Source organism: Streptomyces nojiriensis (assembly GCF_017639205.1).
Classification (GTDB): domain Bacteria; phylum Actinomycetota; class Actinomycetes; order Streptomycetales; family Streptomycetaceae; genus Streptomyces; species Streptomyces nojiriensis.
Window position 1 is genome coordinate 1,608,198 of record NZ_CP071139.1, and the last position, 19,682, is coordinate 1,627,879.

19 protein-coding genes and 1 pseudogene are annotated in these 19,682 nt (G+C 73.5%); 8 read left to right on the forward strand and 12 right to left on the reverse strand.

Annotated elements, in window-relative coordinates:
- Window position 1: 1 nt before the first annotated feature.
- The 5 genes and pseudogenes from JYK04_RS07680 to JYK04_RS07700 form a co-directional block, all read right to left on the reverse strand.
- Window positions 2-184: pseudogene (locus tag JYK04_RS07680) on the reverse strand (MbtH family protein); the annotation flags it as partial.
- Window positions 185-221: 37 nt separating this feature from the next.
- A complete protein-coding gene (locus tag JYK04_RS07685; protein WP_189734241.1) occupies window positions 222-989 on the reverse strand; it encodes a thioesterase II family protein in 768 nt (255 codons plus the stop codon).
- Between the two features lie 3 nt (window positions 990-992).
- Window positions 993-2,897 carry a non-ribosomal peptide synthetase gene (locus JYK04_RS07690; protein WP_189734243.1) on the reverse strand — a complete coding sequence of 635 codons (1,905 nt, stop codon included), beginning with the start codon at window positions 2,895-2,897 and terminating at the stop codon, window positions 993-995.
- Window positions 2,894-4,405 (reverse strand): aldehyde dehydrogenase family protein, encoded by a 1,512-nt coding sequence (locus tag JYK04_RS07695; RefSeq protein ID WP_189734750.1) that lies wholly within the window; start codon window positions 4,403-4,405, stop codon window positions 2,894-2,896. Before JYK04_RS07695 ends, JYK04_RS07690 begins: the two co-directional genes overlap by 4 nt.
- Window positions 4,406-4,533: 128 nt before the next feature.
- Window positions 4,534-5,535, reverse strand: a complete 1,002-nt coding sequence (locus tag JYK04_RS07700; protein WP_189734245.1) for an AfsR/SARP family transcriptional regulator — start codon at window positions 5,533-5,535, stop codon at window positions 4,534-4,536.
- Window positions 5,536-5,709: 174 nt separating this feature from the next.
- On the opposite strand from JYK04_RS07700, the gene JYK04_RS07705 reads away from it, so the two are divergent.
- The 3 genes from JYK04_RS07705 to JYK04_RS07715 all read left to right on the forward strand — a co-directional run bounded on the left by JYK04_RS07705 (window position 5,710) and on the right by JYK04_RS07715 (window position 9,295).
- Entirely contained in the window at window positions 5,710-7,311 is a 1,602-nt protein-coding gene (locus tag JYK04_RS07705) for a tryptophan halogenase family protein (protein WP_189734247.1), read from the forward strand.
- 84 nt (window positions 7,312-7,395) lie between these two features.
- Window positions 7,396-8,028 (forward strand): flavin reductase family protein, encoded by a 633-nt coding sequence (locus JYK04_RS07710; protein WP_189734249.1) that lies wholly within the window; start codon window positions 7,396-7,398, stop codon window positions 8,026-8,028.
- On the forward strand, window positions 8,015-9,295 hold the full coding sequence (locus JYK04_RS07715; protein ID WP_189734251.1) for a cation:proton antiporter domain-containing protein: 1,281 nt from the start codon (window positions 8,015-8,017) through the stop codon (window positions 9,293-9,295). The genes JYK04_RS07710 and JYK04_RS07715 overlap by 14 nt, the downstream gene beginning before the upstream one ends.
- A gap of 50 nt (window positions 9,296-9,345) precedes the next feature.
- Here the strand turns inward: JYK04_RS07715 and JYK04_RS07720 are convergent, their stop codons facing one another.
- The 3 genes from JYK04_RS07720 to JYK04_RS07730 form a co-directional block, all read right to left on the reverse strand.
- Window positions 9,346-9,771 (reverse strand): universal stress protein, encoded by a 426-nt coding sequence (locus JYK04_RS07720; RefSeq protein ID WP_189734253.1) that lies wholly within the window; start codon window positions 9,769-9,771, stop codon window positions 9,346-9,348.
- A 27-nt stretch (window positions 9,772-9,798) separates the two neighbouring features.
- Entirely contained in the window at window positions 9,799-11,319 is a 1,521-nt protein-coding gene (locus JYK04_RS07725; RefSeq protein ID WP_189734255.1) for an APC family permease, read from the reverse strand.
- Between the two features lie 63 nt (window positions 11,320-11,382).
- Window positions 11,383-11,976, reverse strand: coding sequence for a histidine phosphatase family protein (locus tag JYK04_RS07730; RefSeq protein WP_189734257.1), 594 nt, complete (start codon window positions 11,974-11,976; stop codon window positions 11,383-11,385).
- Window positions 11,977-12,000: 24 nt separating this feature from the next.
- Here JYK04_RS07730 and JYK04_RS07735 point away from each other — a divergent pair, with 24 nt between their 5' ends.
- From JYK04_RS07735 to JYK04_RS07745, 3 genes are read left to right on the forward strand one after another with little or no spacing between them, the layout of a single operon-like run.
- On the forward strand, window positions 12,001-12,807 hold the full coding sequence (locus tag JYK04_RS07735) for a YoaK family protein (protein ID WP_189734259.1): 807 nt from the start codon (window positions 12,001-12,003) through the stop codon (window positions 12,805-12,807).
- A 25-nt stretch (window positions 12,808-12,832) separates the two neighbouring features.
- Entirely contained in the window at window positions 12,833-13,312 is a 480-nt protein-coding gene (locus JYK04_RS07740; protein WP_189734261.1) for an Lrp/AsnC family transcriptional regulator, read from the forward strand.
- A gap of 57 nt (window positions 13,313-13,369) precedes the next feature.
- Entirely contained in the window at window positions 13,370-14,047 is a 678-nt protein-coding gene (locus JYK04_RS07745; RefSeq protein ID WP_189734263.1) for an HAD family hydrolase, read from the forward strand.
- Between the two features lie 27 nt (window positions 14,048-14,074).
- Here JYK04_RS07745 and JYK04_RS07750 read toward each other — a convergent pair whose 3' ends face one another.
- The gene (locus tag JYK04_RS07750) at window positions 14,075-14,527 is read right to left on the reverse strand and encodes a MarR family winged helix-turn-helix transcriptional regulator (protein ID WP_189734265.1); all 453 of its coding nucleotides are present in this window, start codon (window positions 14,525-14,527) and stop codon (window positions 14,075-14,077) included.
- Window positions 14,527-14,943, reverse strand: coding sequence for an SRPBCC family protein (locus JYK04_RS07755; RefSeq protein ID WP_189734267.1), 417 nt, complete (start codon window positions 14,941-14,943; stop codon window positions 14,527-14,529). Before JYK04_RS07755 ends, JYK04_RS07750 begins: the two co-directional genes overlap by 1 nt.
- A gap of 140 nt (window positions 14,944-15,083) precedes the next feature.
- Between JYK04_RS07755 and JYK04_RS07760 the strand changes: the two genes are divergently transcribed.
- Entirely contained in the window at window positions 15,084-16,463 is a 1,380-nt protein-coding gene (locus JYK04_RS07760; protein ID WP_189734268.1) for a cytochrome P450, read from the forward strand.
- A gap of 143 nt (window positions 16,464-16,606) precedes the next feature.
- Entirely contained in the window at window positions 16,607-17,722 is a 1,116-nt protein-coding gene (locus tag JYK04_RS07765) for an FAD-dependent oxidoreductase (protein ID WP_189734752.1), read from the forward strand.
- Between the two features lie 15 nt (window positions 17,723-17,737).
- On the opposite strand, the gene JYK04_RS07770 is transcribed toward JYK04_RS07765, so the two are convergent.
- Together JYK04_RS07770 and mltG are read right to left on the reverse strand one after the other, a co-directional pair.
- Window positions 17,738-18,682 (reverse strand): hypothetical protein, encoded by a 945-nt coding sequence (locus tag JYK04_RS07770; RefSeq protein WP_189734270.1) that lies wholly within the window; start codon window positions 18,680-18,682, stop codon window positions 17,738-17,740.
- A gap of 74 nt (window positions 18,683-18,756) precedes the next feature.
- The gene (gene mltG / locus JYK04_RS07775) at window positions 18,757-19,620 is read right to left on the reverse strand and encodes an endolytic transglycosylase MltG (RefSeq protein ID WP_189734272.1); all 864 of its coding nucleotides are present in this window, start codon (window positions 19,618-19,620) and stop codon (window positions 18,757-18,759) included.
- Window positions 19,621-19,682: the final 62 nt, after the last annotated feature.

The following is a 19,682-nucleotide window of genomic DNA, read 5'->3' on the forward strand; positions in this document are numbered from 1 at the left end:
CTCAGGCTCCTCGCAGGCTGAGCGGGCGGGTGTCGGGCCATTGGGCGTCCACGAAACCGGCGCATTCGTCCTCGGTGCCGTCGAACCCGGCCGGCGTCCAGCCGTCGGGGGTCTCGCGGGTTGCGGGGTACAGCGCGTACTGCCCCTCGTGGTTCACGAGGACCTGGTGGGTGGTGGGCACGGTGTCCTCCGGACTCGGGCGGGTGTGGACGGGCGGGCGCTCAGGCGCCGGTCGTGGTGGGGGCGGGGGCCGGCCGGTCGGCGGCCGCGGCCCGCAGCAGGGCGGTCAGGTGGTCCAGTACGGGCCGCGGGCGGCGCAGTACGGCGTGGTGGCCGCCGGTGGTGGTGTGCCGGGTGAAGGCGGCGGTGGTGACCGCGGCCCAGCCGTCCAGGTCGGCGGAGCTGACGGTCTCGTCGCCGTCGGCCCCCCAGGCGTGGACGGGCATGCCGAGGCGGACGCCCGGCTCGTGGACGTAGCTCAGGGACAGCTGGGCGTCCTTGCGGAGCATGGCGACCATCAGGGCGCGGGTGTCCTCGTCGAGCAGTTCGGGGTCGAGGCCGGCCGTGTCGAAGAGCTTGTCCAGCTCCTCGCCGTCGTCGACGATGCCGCGGCCGGCGCCGTCCCAGTGGCCGGGGGCCCGGCAGCCGCTGACCACCAGGGCGCGGGGGGCGACCCGGCGGGAGACCTCGTAGCCGAGGAGGCCGCCGAAGCTGTGGCCGAAGACGATCAGCGGCCGGCCGTCGGCGACGAGGTCCCGCAGTTCCGCGGCGATGGCCAGGACGGCCTCGTCGAAGGTGTCCGGCATCGGCTCCCGCCAGCGGTTCTCCCGGCCCGGCAGCTGTACTCCGTACACCTGGGCGGTGCCCGCCAGCTCGGGCTGCCAGGAGCGGAACTGCTGGCAGCCGGCTCCGGCGGGGGGCAGGCACAGCAGCACGGGCAGGGACCGGTCGGCGGGGTCGGTCGTCCAGGTGGAGATCCAGGCGCCCATGGTTCAGGCCCCTTCGGCGGTGTCGTCGGCCGGGTCGGCGGCGGACGCCTCCCGTTCGGCGGAGAGCCGGTCGAGTTCGGCGGCGAAGTGCCGGGCGGTCGGTTCGGCCAGCAGCGCGCCGAGACCGACGCGCAGTCCGGTGACGCGGCGCAGTTCCGACACCGCGCGGGCGGCGGCCAGGGAGTGGCCGCCCAGCTCGAAGAAGTCCGCGTCGGGGCCGGGGACCTCGGTGGCGAGCACGTCGGCCCAGACGGCCATCACGATGCGCTCGCTCGTGGTCGGGCCGGCGCCCGGGGCCGCCACCGGTGCGCCGGGCGTGGCCTCCGGGGCGGCGAGGACCTTGGCCAGCGCCTCGCGGTCGGCCTTTCCGGTGCTGAGGGTCGGGATCCGGTCGAGCACCCGTACGGTGCTGGGCACGGCGGCCGCCGGCAGCTGCTTGCGGCAGCGTTCCACGACCAGGTCGGCGAGGCCCGCCGGGTCGGTGCCGGGGGCCGCGACCACGGCGAGGCCGAGGGCCTGCCCCGAGGCGAGCGGGCAGCAGGCGGCGGCGACGACCTCGGGGAGTTCGGCGGCGATCCGCTCCACCTCGCCCAGTTCGATGCGGTGGCCGCGGATCTTCACCTGGTCGTCGCGGCGGCCGCGGTACTCCAGTTCGCCGCCGGGCCGCCGGATCACCAGGTCGCCGGTGCGGTACATGCGGGTGCCGCCGCCCTGGAAGGGATCGGGCAGGAAGCGGCTCGCGGTGAGTCCGGGACGGCCCCGGTAGCCGCGCGCGACGGCGGGGCCGCCGAGGTAGAGCTCGCCCTCGGTGCCGGCGGGCACCGGGCGGAGCTCCTCGTCCAGGACGTACGCGCGGTAGCCGGGCAGCGGTCGTCCGATGGTGGTCACGTCGTCCCCTCGTCGGCTGTCGGCCCAGGTCGCGGCGATGGTCACCTCCGTCGGTCCGTACACGTTGAGCAGCCGCCGGCCGCGGGCGAACCGCTCGGCCAGGGCGGCCGGGCACGCCTCCCCGGCGACGACGACCACCTCGGCGGTGTCGATCCCGGCGCCGTGGGCGGCGAGCAGCGACGGGGTGAGGGAGACGGTGCGCAGGCCGGCGGGCAGGGGCTCGCGGCCCTCGGCGGCGGCCTGGCGCAGCCCGTCCAGGGAGAGGTCGGTGAGGGCGACCCCCTGGCCGTGCGTCAGGTAGAGCAGGGTGCACCAGAGCCAGCCGTCGAAGGCGGGCGAGACGGCGTTGAGGCCGAGCCCGCCGGGGGGCAGGCCGAGGCTCCCGAGGGCCTCCACGAAGGTGTCCAGGCCCCGGTAGGTGACCTCGACCCCCTTGGGGCGGCCGGTGGTTCCGGAGGTGTAGATGAGGTACGAGCAGCTGTCGGGGGCGGGTACGGACACCGCGAGCGCGCCGGGGGCGCTGCGGCGGATGTCCGCGGGGGCCAGCAGGGCGGTCCCGCCGGCCTCCAGCCCCGTGGGGACCTCGGGGGCGACCAGGACGGCGGCTCCGGCGTCGCGCAGGACGCGGCCGAGGCGCTCGACGGGATGCGCGGGGTCCAGGGGGACGGCCGTCCCGCCGAGGCTCCAGACGGCGAGCAGGGCGGGCACGCTCTCCCGGGACCGGCCGAGCAGCAGGCCGACGGAGGTCTCCGGGCGGACGCCGGCCCCGGCGAGGGCGGTGGCGTACCGGGCGGTGCGGGCGGTGAGCGCCGCGTAGGTGAGGGTGCCGTCGAAGGCCTTGACAGCGGTCTCGTTCGGCTGTTCGCGGGTCCACCGCTCCAGGCGGGCGAAGAGCGGCGGGAGTGCGCCGTCGGCCGGTCCGGCGGGGCCCGGTTCGGCCCGTGCCGCGCGGGGCGGTGTGTCGTCGGCCGGTACGCCGGGGGCGGTGGCCCCGGCGGACTCGGCGTGCCGGTCGGTCATCCGTCGTTCCTCTCGGTGTCCGCCGGGCGGGCGGCCGCGGTGGCCCGCAGGCGCGGGCCTACCACCTGGCCTCCCGTGCCCTGCGGTAGCTGCATCGACTTGGTCTCCAGGAAGGCCTCCAGTCCGGCGGCGCCGCATTCGCGCCCGATCCCGGACTGCTTGAACCCGCCGAACGGGGCGGCCGGGTTGAACTGGCCGCCGTTCACGTCGACCAGGCCGGAGCGGAAGCGCCGGGCCACCCGTTCGGCGCGGGCGCCGTCGCCGGACCAGACCGCGCCGTGCAGCCCGTAGCGGGTCCCGTTGACGACCCGGACCGCCTGGTCCTCGTCGTCGTAGGGGATGACCGAGAGCACCGGCCCGAAGATCTCCTCCTGGCCGATCGTGCTCAGCGGGTCCACGTCGGCGAAGATCGTCGGCTGGACGTAGTAGCCGGTGTCCAGGCCGGCGGGCCGGTCGGGGCCGCCGCGGACCAGCCGGCCGGCGCCCTCGTCGACGCCACGGCGGATGTGGTCGGTGACGCGGGCGTGCGCGGCGGCGGAGACCAGGGGGCCGAGGTCGGTCGCCGGGTCGCGCGGGTCTCCGGTCACGTACCCGGCCATGGCCTCGCCGGCGAGCTGTACGGCCTCGTCCTGGCGGTCCCTCGGAACCAGCAGTCGGCTCCACTGCAGGCAGGTCTGGCCGGTGTTGAAGAGCATCTGGTCGACGGTGGCGGCCACGGACGCGGCCAGGTCGGCGTCGTCGAGGACGAGGCTCGCGTTCTTCCCGCCGAGTTCGAGGTGGACGCGCTTGACGGTGTCGGCGCCGAGCCCGGAGACCTCGCGGCCGGCCCGGGTGGAGCCGGTCAGGGAGACCACGTCGATCAGCGGGTGCGTGACGAGGGCGGTGCCGACGGCGGCACCGGTGCCGACGACCATGTTGAAGACGCCGGGCGGCAGGTCGGCCTCGGCGATCGCCTCGGCGAGCAGCCGGGCGTGCAGCGGGGTGATCTCGCTCGGCTTGTGCACCACCGTGCAGCCGGCCGCGAGCGCGGGGAGGATCTTCTGCACGGTGAGCAGCAGCGGGGTGTTCCACGGGGTGATGCAGGCGGCCACTCCGGCGGCCTCGCGCACGACGAGCGAATGGCCGACGCGCTCCTCGAAGGTGTAGGAGGCGGCGGTCTCGACGCAGTGCGCCGCCATGCCGAGGGAGAGCCCGACATGGGTCTGGCGGGCCATCCGGGCGGGCGCCCCGACCTCGGCGGTGATGGTCTCGGCGAAGCGGTCGGCCCGGACCTCCATGGCTTCGACGACCCGGCGCAGCAGCGCCGTGCGTTCGCGCACCGGGGTGGCGGCCCAGCGCGGGAAGGCGGCCGCGGCGGCGCGCGCGGCGAGGTCGGCGTCCCGGGCGGTGCCCGCGGGCACGGTGGCCAGGGCGCGCTCGGTGGCGGGGTCGGTGACGACCAGGCGGCCGTCGGCGTCGGAGGCGGTCCAGGCGCCGCCGATCCACTGGTCGGTGTAACGGGGCGGCAGGAGGGCCGTGTCGGGCTCGGCCCCGGCGGGTCTGGAGTCCTGTGGCTCGGTCGGCACGGTCAGCACGGTCACGGTGGGGTCCTCACTCGGTCACGGGATCACGGGCTCGCTGAACAGCTGGGTCGGTGTCACGCGGTCGCCTGGTCGGCCGCGCGGGCCAGGGCGGCCGCGGCCCGGTTGTCGGGCCTGGCCCGCCGCACGGGGCGGGCCGCGGCGGTCGTACGGGCGTCAGGGCTCCAGGCGGGGGTCCCGGCCCGGCGGGCCGCCGGCCGCAGCGCGCGGACCGTGGCGGGCGGGGCGCCGGTCACGGCGGACACGGCGGCGGAGGGGGCGAAGGCCCGCGCGGCGGCCGGGATCAGGGTGCCCAGCAGCCGCTGGGTCTCGTGGCCGGGCGCCACGGCCAGCTCGTCGCGCATCCGGCGGGCGCACAGCTCGTACCAGCGCCGGACGCAGGCGAGTTCACCGCGCCGGCCGTGGGCGGCCATCAGCGCGCGGTAGGTCTCCTCGTGGTGGCGGTCGATCTCCAGCGTGCGCTTGCAGATCTCGATCAGCTCCACGAAGTCCTCGCGGGCCTCGGCGTCGGCGCGCAGCACCCCCAGGGCCCGCAGCGCGAGCGCCCTGAGGTACTCGCGCTGCTCGACGACCCAGTCGGCGCTCTCGCCGCGCAGGAACTCGCCGCCGTAGAGGCCGATCGCCGCCCGCAGCCGGGTGCGGGCGAGCGGGGTGTCGCCGGCCGCGGCGGCGCGCAGGCCGGTGTGCACCAGTTCCTGGAAGCGGTCGAGGTCGGACCACAGACCGGTGATGTGCAGGACGTAGCCGAAGTCCCGGTAGACCAGCCGGATCCCGGAGTCGCCGGGGCGGTCGGGGTGGGCGTCGAGCACTCGGCGCAGTGCGTGGGCGGCGACCTTGAGGGAGCTGCCCGCGGCGGCGTCGGCGCCGGGCCACAGGGATGCGTAGAGCCGGTCGCGGGTGAGCATCTGGCCGCGGTGGACCACGAGGTACTGGAACAGGCCACGGGCCTTGCCGGCCCGCCAGCGCTGGACGGGGGCGCCGTTGACGGTCAGCTCGAAGTCGCCCAGGAAACGGACCCGTACCGCCGGTCCCGCCGTCCCGTCCGCTGCGGTGGTCATCGCGTCCTCCCGGTGGTTTTCAGCCTGCCGCTCTGCCTGCGAGGAGTGTGTCCGGGGGGTCTACAACGGCCCTACAACGGCCGGATCCGAACGGTGTAGGGCGGTGATAGGGCGTTTTTCGACACTGATGAGCACGACCACCCGAACCGCCGAATCCGAAATGAGGGCTGTTTCATGACCAGCAGCGACACCCGGCTTCAGAAGGTCGTCATCCTGGGCGGCGGCACGGCCGGCTGGATGACCGCCGCATACCTCGGAAAGGCGCTGCAGGGAACGGTCGACATCACCGTGCTCGAAGCGCCGACGATCCCGCGCATCGGTGTCGGCGAGGCCACCGTGCCCAACCTCCAGCGTTCCTTCTTCGACTACCTGGGCATCGCCGAGGACGAGTGGATGCGGGAGTGCAACGCGAGCTTCAAGATGGCCGTGCGCTTCGTCAACTGGCGGACCGACGGGCAGGGCGAGTCGACGGCCCGCGAGCTGCCGGGCGGCGGTCCGGACCACTTCTACCACCCGTTCGGGCTGCTCCCCGACTACGACCAGACCCCGCTGTCGCACTACTGGTTCAAGCGCAAGTACGAGGGCCGCACCGCCGAGCCGTTCGACTACGCCTGCTTCCGCGAGCCCCCGGTGATGGACGCGATGAAGGCCCCGCGCTGGCTCGACGGCCGGCCGGCCACCCGGTACGCCTGGCACTTCGACGCCCAGCTGGTGGCCGACTTCCTGCGCCGGTTCAGCACGGAGAAGCAGGGCGTGAACCACGTACAGGACGAGATGGTGCGGGTCGAGCAGGACGAGCGCGGCTACGTGACCACGCTGCACACCAAGGGCGGACTGGCCCTGGACGCGGACCTGTTCGTGGACTGCTCGGGCTTCCGCGGCCTGCTGATCAACCAGGCGATGGAAGAGCCCTTCATCGACATGAGCGACCACCTGCTGTGCGACAGCGCGGTGGCGACGGCCGTCCCGCACGACGACGAGACGAACGGTGTGGAGCCGTACACCTCGGCCATCGCCATGTCGTCCGGCTGGGCCTGGAAGATCCCCATGCTGGGACGCTTCGGCACCGGCTACGTGTACTCCAGCAAGTTCACCGACCAGGACACCGCCACCCGCGAGTTCGCGGACATGTGGGGCCTGGACGTGGAGGAGACGAAGTTCAACCACATCCGCTTCCGCGTCGGCCGCAACCGCCGCGCGTGGGTGAAGAACGTCGTCAGCATCGGCCTGTCCTCCTGCTTCCTGGAGCCGCTGGAGTCGACCGGCATCTACTTCATCACCGCCGCGATCTACCAGCTGGCCAAGCACTTCCCGGACAAGACGTTCAACGACGGCCTGATCGACAGCTTCAACCACGAGATCGAGGTGATGTTCGACGACACCCGCGACTTCATCCAGGCGCACTTCTTCTACGCGCCGCGCAACGACACGCCGTTCTGGCAGGCCAACAAGAAGCTGACCCTCCCCGACAACATCCAGCAGAAGATCTCCGCCTACAAGGCCGGCCTGCCCATCAACTCGCCGATCACCGACGAGTCGACGTACTACGGAAACTTCGAGGCCGAGTTCCGCAACTTCTGGACCAACGGCAGCTACTACTGCATCTTCGCGGGCCTCGGCCTGGAGCCGGACGCCCCGCTGCCCTCCCTGGCGCACCGCCCGGACTCGGTGGCCGGTGCCGAACCCCTCTTCGACACGGTCAAGCGCCAGCAGCAGAACCTGCTGGAGACGCTGCCCAGCGCCTACGACTACCTGCGCCGGCTGCACGGCGCGTAAGGCCCACCGCTCCCACGGCCCGGCAGTACGGCTCTCCCGCCGGCTGCCGGGCCGCAGTTGCTTCAGCCACCTCAGGAGTCAGACATGCCCCACCGCTCCGTGCCCCATCCCACCGCACCGGACGAGTCGGCCGGGAGCCGGCCGGCGGACCTCCGTCCCTTCATGGCCGCCTTCCCCACCGGGGTCTCCGTCGTCACCACCCTGGACTCCGATTCCGTGCCGCACGGCCTGACCTGCACCTCCCTCGCGAGCGTCGCCCTCGAACCGGCGACGCTCGTGGTGTGCATACGGGCGGCGAGCCCGACCCTCGCGGTCCTGCTCGCCGAGGGCCACTTCGCCCTCAACCTGCTGCACGAGCGGGCCCGCGGCACCTCGGACCTGTTCGCCTCCGGCGCGCCCGACCGCTTCGACCGCGTCGAGTGGCGGCTGCCACTGGGCGCGGGCGGACCCCACCTGACGGCAGACGCGCACGCGGTCGCGGACTGCGCCGTGGTCAGAACCGTCGGCTTCGGGGACCACACGGCCGTCTTCGCCGAGGTCCGGCGCGTGACCGTACGGGAGGACCGGGACCCCCTGCTCTACGGGCTGCGCCGGTACGCCCCGTGGTCCGCGGCGGCCGCGGCCCCGCAACCGGCCGCACCGGCCGCCCCGCACCGCGACCTGCCCGCCGCCCTGCGACCCGCCGCGCCCGAAGGAGGCACCCGTGTCGTCCGCTGACCCCCTGCCCGCCCTCCTGGTCGCCGTGCCCGTGGTGATCCTCGCCTGCCAGGCGGGGGCTGCCGTCTGCCGCCGGTTCGGCCAGCCCCCGGTGGTGGGCGAGATCGCCACCGGCATCCTGCTGGGCCCCTCGCTGCTGGGCTGGCTCTGGCCGCAGGCGCAGCACGCGCTCTTCCCGCCGACCGTGCTGCCGTACACCTCGGTGCTCGGTCAGCTCGGGCTGCTCGCCTTCATGTTCCTGGTCGGCCTGGAGCTGGACCTGAAGAGCCTGCGCGGTCACACCCGCGTCGCGGTGGCGGTGAGCCAGGCGGGCATGCTGCTGCCGCTGGCCCTGGGCGCACTGCTCGCCCTCGCGATGTACGGCGGGTTCGCCCCCGACGGGGTCGGCCGGATGCCGTTCACCCTGTTCATGGCCGTGGCGATGAGCATCACCGCGTTCCCGGTCCTCGCCCGGATCCTCATCGACCGGGGCCTGTACGGGACTCCGCTCGGGGCGCTCGCCATGGCCTGCGCGGCCGTGGACGACGTCGTCGCGTGGTGCCTGCTGGCCCTGGTGGTGGCCCTCTCCACGGCCGGGTCCCCGATGGAGGCGGCCACCACGGCCGGCCTCGCCGTGGCGTTCACGCTGGTGATGCTGTACGCGGTGAGACCGCTGCTGGCCCGCTGGTCGGCCCGCGCCGACCGGTCCGGCGACGCGGCGGTGCTGGTGGCGCTCTTCAGCGGGCTGAGCCTGTCCGCGCTGGCCACGGACCTGATCGGCGTGCACGCGCTGTTCGGGGCGTTCCTGTTCGGGGTGGTCACCCCGCGCACCGGGCAGCGCATCGAGGCCTCGGCGGCCCGGCTGCGCGCGTTCACGGTTCCCGTGCTGCTGCCGCTGTTCTTCGTGCACACGGGGCTGCGTACGGACGTCGGGGGCCTGACGGGCGCGCCCGAGCTGTGGCTGTGGACGGCCGCGATCCTTTTCGTCGCCTTCCTCGGCAAGTGGGGCGGCGCGGCGGGTGCGGCGCGCGCGTGCGGAAGACCGTGGCGGGAGGCCCTGTCGATCGGCGCCCTGATGAACTGCCGGGGGCTGACCGAGCTGGTGGTGCTCAACGTCGGTCTGGAACTCGGCGTCATCGGGCCGCAGCTGTTCACCATGCTGGTGCTGATGGCCCTGGTGACGACGGCGATCACCAGCCCGGCCCTGACCCGGCTGCGCGCCGGGAAGGGGGTGAGCCGCAGGGCCCCGGTGCAGGCCGAGCCAGAGAACGCCCTCTCCGGACCCTGACGGGCGGACCGGTCCCGGAGGGTGCCCGCCCACAGCCGCACCGCGGCTGTTCAGGCGCCCTCCGGCCCGGTCGGTACGCACAGCACCGGGATCGGCGACAGGTGCAGGAGCTTGTGCGGGGTGGAGCCGAGCAGCGCTCCGCGCATCGGGCTGTCGCCCCAGCTCCCGACGATGATGACGCGGGCCCGGTGGCGCTCGGCGGCCTCCAGCAGGGCCTGCGCGGGTTTCTCGTCGGCCACCTCGACCGTGGAGGGGACCCCGGCCGCGTCGGCCGCCTCGACGGCGTGCGCCAGCGCGTTGCGGCCCGCCTGGCGGACGGCTTCGCGGTGGGCACGGGACTCCTCGCCGGTGGGGCCCGGGGCGGCCGCGCCGTAGACGAGGACGAGGGGCTCACCGAAGGCGGTGGCCACCTCCAGCGCCACCTGCAGGGCCCGTTCCGCGCCGGGAGATTCGTCGTATCCGAGGACCACGGACATCGGGGGCTCCCTAGGGGGGTCTTGTCGCTAGTTCTTCCCGGCGTGGACGAGTTCCGGGTCGACGACGCCGGGGCGCTCCTGCCAGAACCTGCCGTCCCGTACCCGCCAGAAGCACATGACGGCCACGCCGACGAGCGCGATGCCGATCCCGATGATCAGCGGTGGGCCGAGCCCGAACCAGGAGACTCCGCTGGCGGAGTTCTCCGGGTTGGACATGTCGCCGATCGACTCCACCAGCAGCCAGGCCAGCAGGCCGGCGCCGACCACCGGGCCGAGGCCGATCAGGAAGAAGTTGTGCGGGTTCTCGAACAGGTGGCGGCGGTAGTAGATGGCGCAGGCCAGGCCGGTGAGCGCGTAGTAGAAGGCGATGAGCAGGGAGAGCGCGGTGAGCGAGTCCAGGAGGGCGTTCTCGCTGATCTGGTTGACGATCAGGTACCAGCCGATGGCGATGCCGGCCACCCACCACGTGCTCACGTCCGGGGTGCGGAACCTCGGGTGGATGTGTGAGAGCCCGTGCGGCAGCGCGTGCCGGCGGGCCATGGACAGGGCGGTGCGGGAGGCGGGGATGATCGTGGTCTGGGTGGAGGCGAGCGCCGAGGTGCAGACGGCGAGGAGCACCACCCAGTCCCAGCCGCCCATGACCTCGTGGGCGAGGACCGCGAAGATGGCCTCCTCCTCGCCCGCGTTCTCGGCGAGGTAGACGGTGCCCGCGTAGGCGACGACCGCGAAGCCCACGGACAGGTAGGTGACCAGGAGGATCACGGTCGACCAGAGGCCCGCCTTGCCGGGCGCGGTGGCGGAGTTCTCCACTTCCTCGGTGAGGTTGACCGCGGACTCCCAGCCCCAGTACATGAACACGCCGAGCAGCAGCCCGCCGGTGAGCGCGGCGCCGCCGGCACCGAAGGGGTTGAGCCAGGTGAGGGAGGGTTCGATCGATTCCAGGGTGCTGGTGTCGGCGTAGACCCGGTAGATGGCGACCACGGCGAAGGCCAGCAGGAAGAAGACCTGGGCGAGGATGAGGATGTCCTGGAGGTGGGCCGAGAGCTCGGTGCCGATGACGCAGATGCCGGTCATGGCGAGGATCACCGCGACGGTGAGGCCCTGCCGGATCCAGGCGTTGGCGGCCCAGCTGTCGAGTCCGAAGGCGAGCAGGCCGAAGTTCACGGCGACGTCCGCGAGTGAGCCGATGACGAGGACGCCGGTCATGGCGATGGCCCAGCCACCGAGCCAGCCGGCCCACGGGCCCATGGCCCGCGTGACCCACGAGAAGGTCGTCCCGCAGTCCTGGTCCACCTTGTTGAGGTAGTAGAAGGCGGCGGCGATCAGCAGCATCGGGACGAAGGAGGCCAGCATCACGCCCGGCGCGTAGATCCCGACCAGCGCGACGATCGGCCCGAGGACGGCGGCCAGGGAGTAGGCGGGCGAGGTGGAGTTCAGACCGATGACGAGCGCGTCGAGGAAGCCGATCGCGTTGGCCTTGAGCCTCGCGTCCTTGCCCTCCGGTCCGGCGCCCGCATCGCCGTCGTCCATGTACGAGTCGTGACCCATGTACGAATGGTCACGCAGACGGCACCGCCGCGCGAGGCGGGGCGGTGCCGGTCGGAGCGCCGGTCAGGGGCGGGTGTTCCAGCCCGCGATCACCGGGAGGCCGTGCTCCGTGGAGAGCACGCTGACGGTGCCGGTGCGCAGCAGGAACAGGCGGCCGTGCTCGGGCTCCAGCCGCAGGTAGCGGGCGGTGAGGACGCGCAGGAAGTGGCCGTGGGCGACGAATACCACGTCGCCGCCGTCCGCGCGGAGCACGGGGGCGACGCGGGCCAGGGCCCGGTCGGCGCGGGCACCCACCTGGGCGGCGCTCTCGCCCGGATGGTCGGTGTCGCCGGGCGGCACACCGTGGGTCCACAGGGACCAGTCCGGCGTGGTCGTGCGGATCTCCGCGGTGGTGATTCCCTCGTAGCCGCCGTAGTCCCATTCGTACAGGTCGGGGTCGGGTTCGCCGCCGGTGAGCCCGGCGAGCTCGGCGGTGGCGACGGCCCGGCGCAGCGGGCTGGTCAGCACCAGGGCCGGCGGCCGGTCCCGGAAGAAGGGGGCCAGCGAGATGGCCTCCTCGACGCCGCGCGCGGTCAGCGGGAGGTCGGTGCGTCCCGTGTGGCGCCCGTTCGCGCTCCAGGCGGTCTCGCCGTGCCTCACCAGCAACAGGTCACTCATCCTTGGGACCTTATGCCTTCCGGCATGTCGGCGCCGGAGCACCCCGGGGGCGTGTCACTGTCGGGCGTGATGGACGAGAACCGGGAGGCCGGGCGGGCGGCCGGTTCGCCGCTGCTCCCGCCGCGCATGCCGGCACTGATGATCGTACTGACCTGGGTGACCGGGATGGTGGAGGCGGCGAGCCTGCTGGCGCTCGGTCCGGCCTTCACGGCGATGCAGACGGGCAACGTGCTGTTCCTGGCCTTCGGTGCGGCCGGGGCGGGGAGACTGGAGACGCTCGCTCCGGGGGTCTCGCTGGCCGCGTTCGTCGTCGGGGTGGTCTGCGGGTCGCATCTGGAGTCCGTGACCGAGATCCGCGGCAGGCGCTGGTTCGTCATCGGCCTCATCGCCGAGGCGGGGCTGATCCTGACCGCCGCGGTCATCGGCTGGGGGCTGGCTCCGCAGTACGGTTCCCCGGCCCCGCGGCATCTGGCGGCGACGGCGGTCCTGGCGTTGGCCATGGGCCTGCGCAACACCACGATCATGCGGGCGAACGTGCCGGGCGTACCGACGACGCTGGTCACCCGGTCCATGACCGCCTTCCTGGGTGCTTCGGCGATGGGGCGGGAGAACACGTACGGATTCGGGACGGCCGGCTGGAAGCTGCGCGGCCTCTCCGTCCTCGCCATGTTCGCCGGGGGGTTCCTCGGGGCGCTGCTGCTGCGGGCCGGCTGGACCGTGGGCTGGCTGCTGCTGCCGGCCGCCGCGACGGTACTGGTCGTGGGCCTGCTCTACCTGAACCAGCCCGGGTTGCACACGGACCAGGCCCCTGGCCGGGAACGGCCGGGGTGAACGGGGCCATTGGTACAGTCGGGACGTGGCGGTGGACGAGCTCGACACCAGAATCCTGCGCCTGCTGATCGAGCAGCCGCGCACCAGTGTCCGCGAGTACGCCCGGATCCTGGGCGTGGCGCGCGGCACCCTGCAGGCACGGCTGGACCGGCTGGAGCGCACGGGCGTGATCACCGGTACCGGGCCGGTGCTCTCCCCCGCCGCGCTGGGCCATCCGGTGCTGGCCTTCGTGCACATCGAGGTCACCCAGGGGCATCTGGACGACGTGGGTGACGCGCTGGCCGCCGTACCCGAGATCATCGAGGCCTTCTCGATCACCGGCGGCGGGGATTTGCTGACCCGCGTGGCGGCCCGGGACAACGGGCACCTGGAAGACGTGATCCAGCGGCTGATCCAGCTCCCGGGCGTGGTCCGGACCCGTACGGAGGTGGCGCTGCGCGAGCGGGTGCCGCACCGGCTGCTGCCGCTGGTCGAGTCCGTGGGCAGAAATGCCCACAAAACCTGACAGGGCGCCTGGCAGGATGAGGGGGACAGGACACGAGCGGCAGGACGGGCCCCACGGATGATCTCCGTCATCTTCGATCTCGACGGCACCCTCGTGGACAGCGAGCCGAACTACTACGAGTCCGGGCGCCGCACCCTGGAGCGGCACGGGGTCCCCGATTTCACGTGGGAGCAGCACTCCCGCTTCATCGGCATCGGCACGCGGGAGACCCTGGAGATCCTGCGGGAGCGGTACGGGATCCGGGCACCGGTCGAACAGCTGCTCGCCGAGCAGAACGCCGCCTACCTGGAGCTGGCGCGGACCCGGACCGATGTCTTCCCGCAGATGCGGGAGCTCGTCGAGCGGCTGCACGCCGAGGGCGCGGCGATGGCGGTGGCCTCCGGCTCCTCGCTCGCGGCGATCGACGCGGTGCTGTCGGGCACCGGGCTGGACGCGCTGCTGACGACGGTGGTCTCCGCCGAGGAGGTGGCGCACGGCAAGCCCGCTCCGGACGTGTTCCTGGAGGCGGCCCGCCGGCTGGGCGCCGAGCCCGCCGACTGCGTGGTCGTCGAGGACGCGGCGCCCGGGGCGCGGGCCGCGCACGCCGCGGGCATGGCCTGCATGGCGGTCCCGTACACCCCGGACATCGCGGGGGACCCGGCCTTCGCCTCCGCCGGGCTCCTCTTCCCGGGCGGCCAGCCGGAGTTCAGCGCGGACGCGGCGTACGACTGGCTGGCCGCACTCCGCACCGCGTAGCAGCTCCGGGTCCGTTCGCCGGCGGTGTCACTCGGGCCCGGCGGGCGGATTCCCGGTTTCGGGACGGGCCAGGCGGCCGAGCAGGGCCACCGCGTCGCCGACGGCCACCGGCCGGAAGAACTGCGCGTCGGCCTGCTCGACGACGGCGATCGCCCGGGGAGCCAGCTCGGCGCCCGCGTCGGTGACGCGCAGCCGTTTGGCACGGGTGTCGGCCGGGTCGACCTCACGCTCGACGAGTCCTTTGCGTTCCAGTGCGCGCAGGACCTGGGAGGTCATCTTGACGTCGGTACCGGCCTGGCGGGCGACGGCCAGCTGATTGGGTTGCTCGCCCTGGGTGTTGAGCCACCAGGTGCAGGCGAGCAGCACGAACTGCACGTGCGTGAGGTCGAGCGGAGCCAGGGCCGTGGCGATGTCGCGCTGCCAGCGCAAGGTGGCGTGCCACAGCAGGAACCCGGGACTCTCGCCGGGGCCGAGGGGCATCAGCGCAGCGCCAGCTCGGCGAGCGAAGCCATCGTGTCGGGCCAGTCGGCGGTGATGCCCGGGCCGATCTGCGGGCCGACCTCGTCGGCGCCGTTGCCGGTGATCTCCATCCGGTACACCACCCGGATCCGGTCCTGGCCGACCGGGTCGATCCGGTGGGTGGTCCGCAGCACGAGGTCACCGAAGCGCGCCTCGTCGACGAACAGTTCGCCCTCGACCGCCTCGACGACGTGCAGTACGACGGGGTCGTCCCCCGGCGGCGTCATCGTGATCCGGGTACCGGCCGAGAACGGGCCGCTGATGTCGATCTTCTCGATCTCGGCGTTCCAGGCACCCCAGTTCGCCACGTCCGCCCAGAGGCGCCAGACCGCCTCGGGGGTGGCGCCGGTCTCGATGCTGTGCTCGTACTCCCACATGGGCGCTCCCCTTGATCCGATTATCTGTCCGTAGATTATCTGCGCGGAGATCAATAGTCAACGAGCCCCGGGCCCGGCCCCGCCGAGGAGACCCGGTCCGCTCTCTGGCGACCTGCGGGGGCGGCTGTCACCATGCCTGCGTGACCGCGACCCTGACCCCGGGCCCCCGGAGCGCCGGACCGCGCCGATGGCCGCTGCTCGGCAACCTGCCCGCCTTCGCCCGCGATCCCCTGGCCTTCTTCGAATCCCTGCGCGACGGCTACGGGGACTGGGTGCCCTGGGCGCTCGGCCCGCAGCGCAACATCCTGGTCTCCCGGCCCGAACACGCCGGCGAACTGCTCGGGGCCGTCGAGTCCACCTTCCGGCCGACGGAACTGGGCTGGGCCTTCCGCCAGTTGCTGGGCAACGGGGTGGTCGTCGCCACCGGGGGCGACTGGCGCCGCAAACGGGCGCTGGTCCAGCCCGCGGTCCGGCCGCGCCAGGTGCGTTCGTACGCCGCCACGATGGTGGAGTGCGCGGACGCCCTGGCGGGCGGCTGGCACACGGGCCAACGGATCGACGTGCACCGGGAGATGGCCGGGCTCACCCAGCGGATCGCGGTGCGCACGCTGTTCGGGAGCGACGCCGCCGGCCGGGAGGCGCCCATCAGCGCGGCCATGGCCACGGCCCAGCGGGAACTGGGGGCGGAGTTCCGCGGGCTGACGCTGTTCCTGCCGCCCTGGGTCCGCACGCCCGGGCGGCGCCGGATGCGGGAGGCCGTGGCGGTGCTCGACCGGGAGATCGAGCACGTCATACGGGAGCACGAGGCCGCATCGGGCGCCGGCGCGGAACGGGACGACCTGCTGAGCCGACTGCTCGCGGCCCGCGACGACACCGGGGGGCCGCTCTCCCGCAAGGAGCTGCGGGACGAGTCGATCACCCTCTACATCGGCGGACACGAGACCACCTCGACCACCCTGACCTGGGCCTGGCAGCTGCTCTCGGGGGCGCCGCGGGCGCGGGCCCGGCTGACGGACGAGCTGGACCGGGTGCTCGGCGGACGGCTGCCGACCTACGACGACTACGCGCGGCTGCCGTGGACCCGGCAGGTGGTCAAGGAGGCCCTGCGCATCTATCCGCCGATCTGGCTGATCTCGGCGGTGGCCACGGAGGGGGCGACGCTCGGCGGGTGCGCCATACCGGCCGGGACCTCGGTATGGACCAGCCCCTGGTCGATGCACCGCGACGCCCGGTGGTTCCCGGACCCGGAGGACTTCCGCCCCGAGCGATGGGACGCGGACGCCCCGCACCCGGTGCCCGACCACGCCTGGTTCCCCTTCGGCGGCGGCCCGCGGGCCTGCCTCGGAGCGCGGTTCGCCCTGGTGGAGGCCGCGCTCGTACTCGCCGTGCTGGCCCAGCGGTTCCACCTGGACAGCGGGAGCGAACGCGTCGGGGTCTTCCCGGGGCTCACCCTGCAGCCGACCGGTCCGGTCCTGGCGACGCTGCGTACCACCGGCCCGCACGGCGGGGTCGCACGCTGAGACCCTTGCGTCCGGTGTTCCGCTTTCGGCTTCCGGGGCGAGCGCCACCGGATCGAGGAGTACCGCGCGCCTCGCGCGGGCCGCTGGCGCCGCAGCCCGGGAAGATCCGCGGCCCCGCGCGAGTTGGTAGAACCGTGAACGACATGACGCGGGGCGTGGACGAGGCGGTGGATGTGCCGGTGGACGTGGACGTGGTGGTCGTCGGCGCCGGGCAGGCCGGCCTGTCCAGCGCCTACCACCTGACGCGGGCGGGGATCGGCCACGTGGTCCTGGACCACGCGCCCCGCCCGGGCGGAGCCTGGCAGTTCCGCTGGCCCTCGCTCACCTACGGCAAGGTCCACGGGATGCACGCCCTGCCCGGCATGGAGCTGGTGGACGCCGACCCGCTGCGGCCGTCGTCGCAGGTCATCGGGGAGTACTTCGCCGCCTACGAGGACCGCTTCGACCTGCGCGTACGCCGGCCCGTGGACGTGTCCGCCGTACGCGAAGGGGACGCGGGGCGGCTGCGCGTGGAGACCTCGGCCGGCATCTGGTCGGCCCGGGCCCTGGTCAACGCCACCGGGACCTGGGACCGGCCGTTCTGGCCGCGCTACCCGGGCCAGGAGACCTTCCGCGGCCGCCAGCTGCACACCGCGAACTATCCCGGGCCGCAGGAGTTCGCGGGGGCCCGGGTGATCGTCGTCGGCGGTGGCACCTCGGCGGTGCAGCACCTGCTGGAGATCGCCGAGGTGGCGGCGGGGACGACCTGGGTGACCCGGCGGCCCCCGGTCTTCCGCGAAGGGAGCTTCGGCGAGGCCGAGGGCCGGGCCGCGGTGGCCCTGGTGGACGAGCGCGTGCGCCGGGGACTGCCGCCGCAGAGCGTGGTCAGCGTGACGGGACTCCCGCTGAACGACGCCGTCCGGGCCGGTCTGGCCTCGGGCGTGCTGGCCCGGCGGCCCGTCTTCGACCGGATCACCGCCACGGGCGCCGCCTGGGCCGACGGGAGCCGGGTGGACGCCGACGTGATCCTGTGGGCCACCGGATTCCGGGCGGCCGTCGACCACCTCGCCCCGCTGCGCCTGCGCGAGCCGGGCGGAGGCATCCGGGTCGAGGGGACCCGGGCCGTGCGCGACGAGCGGATCCACCTGGTGGGCTACGGCCCGTCGGCGTCGACCATCGGCGCCAACCGCGCGGGCGGTGCCGCGGTCCGCGAGATCCGCCGGCTCCTGGCCCTCGAGCGGGCCGGCGCCCCGGTCCCCGTCCCCGTCCCCGCGGCCTGAGCCCGTCGGCGGCCCTCAGCCGGCCGGGGCCCCCGGTTCGTCGAGGGGGATGATCCGGTCCGGGGTGCCGCCGGCCGTGCGGGCCTCCCGGGTCGGGTACACCCGGCCCGACCCGTCCCGCACCTCCAGAACGGGATCGGTCCAGCTCTCGGTGGCCTCCGGGACCAGGACGCGCGTGGCGCCCCGCTCCGCGTCGTGGATCAGGAGCGACACGATGTTGTAGAGCCGGCGGCCCATCTCGCCGGGCCCCTGCTCCGGGTGGTCCTCCGGGCCCTCGATCTGGATGGTGAAGTAGCGCTCGCCCTCCCAGAAGCCGCCCTTGTCCAGCCATGCGCCCTCCCCCACGCGCACGCCGTCCACCCAGAGCCGGGCCTTGCCCGGATGGTCGCGGAACAGGAGCACCGACCGGTGGGCGTCGCCGTCGGCGAAGGTCACGTCGATCTCGTGCTTGGACCAGCAGTCGATGAAGCCGCTGCACGCCCCGGGTACCTCCCCGTGCCGATAGCTCGCGAGTTTCCCGCCCGGCGGTACGACGGGATCCTGACTGCAGACCTCGGCGAAGCGGCAGGCCCGGTCGACGCGCCGGTTGCAGCCGATACCCATCGCCGCGATGTCGCGCGCCGATGCCTGCGAGAGCAGCTCTCCCAGGCGTTCCACGTACCGTTCCGCACCGACCAGGGCGGTCAGTGCGGCCTCGTCGTACCACCAGTGGAGCAGGTCCACGCCGACGGGGGAACGGGCCAGCCAATCGCGCCAGTCGACCACTCTGCTGCCCCAGCGTTCGACCATCCGCTCGTACCCGGCCCGCTCGGCGGCTGCGGCGGCCTTCGCGTCCGCGTCCAAGCGCGCCTGGATGCACGCGCCGATCGACTCCGCGTCGAAGGCCGGCCCGTCGATCGCCTCCGCGCTCTCATCGGCCTTCGCCTCAGCGTTCGTCTTCGCTCTCCACGGCCATTTCACGGTTCGCCCCGCCCCCTCGGTCCACACACTCGGCAGGCCGCCGATCGTAGAACCGCCGCCGGGACCGGCGCCCGTCATTTCCCGGCGGGACCGGCCTGACCTGTGCGGGAGCCACCGCCCGCGCGGATCCGGTTGAACTCCGCGACGTGCTTGCGGTGTTCCTCGTACGTCGCCGAGAAGCGGGTGTCCCCCGGCTTGACGGTGACGAAGAACAACCAGTCGCCGGGCGTCGGGGCGACCGCGGCCGCCATCGCCTCCAGCCCCGGGCTGTCGATGGGCGTGGGCGGCAGTCCCTGGCGTGCGTAGGTGTTGAAGGGGCTGTCGATCCGGGTGTCGCTCAGCTTGGTGTCCACGGTGCTGCGGTTCAGCGCGTAGTTGATGGTGGAGTCCATCTGGAGCGGCATCGACTTCGCCAGCCGGTTGTGCACCACCCGTGCGACCTTGCCCATGTCGGCGCGGCCCTCGGCCTCCGCCTCGATGATGCTGGCCAGGGTGGCCGTCTGGTACGGGGTCATCCCGTGGGCCTTGCCGCCGTCGGCGACGGCCCGGGTGGCGAGCTTCCGGTTAGCCGTCCGCACCATGTCCGTGAGGAGGGTGGCCGGGGTGGACTTCGAGGTCACCGGGTACGTCGCCGGGAAGAGGTAGCCCTCCGGGTTGCCCTTGGCCTCCGCGGGCAGCGCCAGCCCGGCCGTGGCCACCGCCGCCTTCGTGGATCCCGGTGGGAGCTTCAGCTCGCGGTCGATCGCGGCGTACACCTGCGGGGCCCGCTGGCCCTCGGGGATCAGCAGCCGGCGTGGCGTCTCCGGCACTTCGCCACCGTGCAGTATCGGGATCAGGACCGCCGCACCGAGGGCGAACAGCGTGCCGAGGAAGAGCGCCAGCCGGCCCCGGCGGGTCAGCCGGGAACGGCGTTGCGGCGGCCGGTACTCATGACGCATGCGGGAACGCTAACCCGCGATTCATCATATTTCCGGCACCCGACCTGTGTGCCGGTCGTACG